This window comes from Actinomycetota bacterium (assembly GCA_005774595.1).
GTDB lineage: Bacteria > Actinomycetota > Coriobacteriia > Anaerosomatales > D1FN1-002 > D1FN1-002.
Map to the genome: position 1 here is coordinate 1 of VAUM01000228.1, position 3216 is coordinate 3216.

Annotated in this window: 1 protein-coding gene; it reads left to right on the forward strand. The window is 69.7% G+C overall.

The window, feature by feature from the left end; translation table 11 throughout:
* Positions 1 to 216: 216 nt before the first annotated feature.
* The gene (locus tag FDZ70_08325) at positions 217 to 3126 is read left to right on the forward strand and encodes a hypothetical protein (protein ID TLM72542.1); all 2910 of its coding nucleotides are present in this window, start codon (positions 217 to 219) and stop codon (positions 3124 to 3126) included.
* Positions 3127 to 3216: the final 90 nt, after the last annotated feature.

Below are 3216 nucleotides of genomic sequence, written 5' to 3' on the forward strand. Positions count from 1 at the left end.
TGTTCGAGGCGCTCGCGCGCACCACGATGCTCGGCGCCCGCCGGCTGTTCCGCGGCAAGCGCGCGCGCTAGCCGTCCGTCACTGCCCTGCGGCGCCGGGACCGCCGCGTCGCGACCGACCGCGCACCGCCCTCACGTGCGCGTGTGTATGCATGCGCATGGTTGGGAATCCAAGCGGCATGCAGGGCTCCTAGCATCCGAAGAGGGGGTGGTCCGAATGCTGGCATTCGGACGTGAACGGGCGCGCGCGACGGTGGCGGTCGTGCTGGCGGCGGCCTTGGTCCTCGGGGTCGCGCCGTGGAGCGCTTTCGCAGCGCGCGAAGGCCAGACGACCTTCACCACGACGGACGCCGACAACGACGGCAAGCCGGAGAAGGTGGAGGTCGACTGGGACGGCGACGGCGTCGTCGACGAGGTCTGGCACGACCCGGACGAGGACGGGGTGATCGACAGCACCGAAGCGGTGAACACGGGCGGCGACACGTCCCGCTCGCCGAGGATGAAGCCGGGCGGACGGATCACGACCGCGCCGCTGGCCGGCGGCGGCGAGATGATCGGCGTCGATTGGGACGGTGGCGGCCGCTACGACGACGTCTGGTGGGACTTCAACGGCGACGGGCGGGTCGACGACACCGACACCTATGCCACGGAGTCGAAGATCCTCGACAACACGAAGGCCACGCGGTTCCGTGGCGTGTTCGTCGGTGTGAACAACGGCCTCAAGTATGCCGAGGACGATGCGACCGCCACGGCCGGCGCGCTCGCCGGCTATGGCGCCTCGTGGTCCGCTGCGGACCAGACGGTGTTGACCGGCGGCGCGGCGACGCCGAATGCGATCCAGAACGCCATCAACGCCGCGAAGGCTTCATCGAAGCCGGGAGACGAGTTCCTGTTCTACTTCTCGGGCCACGGCGGCGGATACCACAAGACCAGGGGCTGGCGCGGCGGCGTGATCGACCAGAACGGCGACGAGACGGCCATCCTCATCCCGGAAAGCGAGTTCGGCGGGTTCGACGCCAGCGGCATGACGACGCCTGCCGCGGGCAGCACGACCTACCGCGAGTACGATATGAACGGCGACGGAGTCGTCGACACGGAGCTGTGGAAGGAATCCGACGGGTCCGTGAGCGTGCAGCGTGTGAACCCGGCCCCGCCGCCGGACTACATCACGATCGGCCAGGACACTGATGGTGACGGCAAGGTCGGCGCCTCCGACGGCGGCGTCGACGTCAACGGTGACGGTGACAAGGACGACAAGGTCGCGGTCGACGACACGATCCTGGTCGCGGGCGGCCAGCGGGTCACCGACGACCAGCTGACCCAATGGCTGTCCGGGTTCCCGGAGTCGGTGACGATCGTCGTCATCCTCGACTCCTGCTTCTCGGGCAGCTTCGTACCCGACCTGCAGCGTCTGACGGACGCCGCGGGCAAGCCGCTGCGTCCGGGCCACTTCGAGGTCATCACGGCCGCTCCGGCGGATGACGTCGCCACTGAGCAGGGCATCTCGCACGGTGTGCTCACCAAGGGCCTGCTCGACGGACTGACGATGCTGTCGCCGATCGTGACCGGCGGGCACGCGACGAGCCTCGCCGACCTGTGTGGCGACAACGACGACCGGACCACGACGCGCGAGCTGTTCGCGTGGGCCTGTCCCGGAGCGGTCACCTACATGAACACGGACGAGGACCACGACGGCTTGCGGAACGAGGACGGCGTCAACGACGCGCTGTCGGTCGGCCCGGCGCTCGTGAAGCCGCAGGGCGATCCGCCGAGCGGCGGGCCCGGCGAGTCCGGCATAGCACACGTCGCGATCGACGAGGACCTCGACGGCCTGATCGACGAGGACGGCAGTCCCGACGTCCAGAGCTTCTTCGACGTCTACGACGAGGTCGCGTACCGCCAGCGGCCGGTGCCGACGCACATGAGCATCTTCACCGGCGACCAGGCGCTCGACCTGACGTGGAAGGGGACCGAGGCGAGTTTCTACACCGAGTCGCCCATGGCGCCGGGCACGCCCCTGGTGCCGGGCCCGACGCTCAAGGCGGTCATGGCGCAGCTGCCGCACGCGGTCGAGCCGGAGCCCCCGATGGGCTGGCACTACGCGGCCGAGGTGTACGACTTCTCGGTGTACGAGGTGACGCAGTCGGTCGGTCTCGGCGAGATCGAGGACGTGCCGCCCGCGCCGACCATGACGGAGACCCGGTGGTACACGCCGCCGGTGCCGACCTACGTGCGCTGGCGCATCCCGGACGATGGCGTCGTCCCCGTGCCGGCCCGATACGACGACGGCCTCGGCATCTACGAGCCGCTCCCGGTCATGTCGGTCACCCATGAGGACGGCATGCTCACCATCTGCGCGCAGACGGACAGCTTCTCCAAGTTCGCGCTGCTCGCACCGGTGCCTCTGCGCGAGGAGGACATCACGCCTCCCGAGGCGCCCGTCGTGCGCAGCGCGTTCGTCGACCCGAGCGGGGGCGGCGGGGGTGGCGGGTCGATACGGCTGGCCTGGAGCCGGCCTACGGATCCGGACTTCGACTTCACGCGGGTCATGTACTCGGACACGCGCTATCCGACCGACCCGTACGACGTGAGCTCGATCGTCATGACGGACAGTCCCGACAACGATTGTGACGGCACGGCGGACGACCTCGACGGGACGCGCTACTTCTCGCTGTTCGCCTGCGATGAGGACGGCAACTGGAGTGACGCCGGGCACGCGACCGTCACGCGCGAGACCGTCGGCAGCTCCGATCCGTCACTGATGTGGGCCGGCCCGTGGACGACGCTGCTCCGCTCGCAGTTCGAGGGCGGCTCGGCTCGCTACACCGCGTCGTACGCCACCGCGACGATCGAGTTCGACGGCACGGGCGTCGCGGTGATCTGTGCGCGTACCACCTCGTCGGGGCTCGCGCGCATCTGGCTGGACGGCGTGCACGTCGCAACCATCGACCTCTACGCGAGCCCGAACAGGTTCCGCGAGGTGGTGTACGCGCGCAGCGACCTGCCGGCCGGCCGCCACGTGCTGAGCGTCGGCTGCATCAGGGGCAAGAACCGGCTGTCCGCCGGCTACAACGTGTTCGTCGACGCCTTCGAGGTGTACGGAGGCGGAGGAGGGGGCGGCGGCTAGCGCCGCTGCGACTTCCGGGGTCTGCGAGTGAGGGCCGGCCGCCTAGCGTCCGGCCCTCACCGCGTTCGCACGGATGGCGTCGCGCACGTA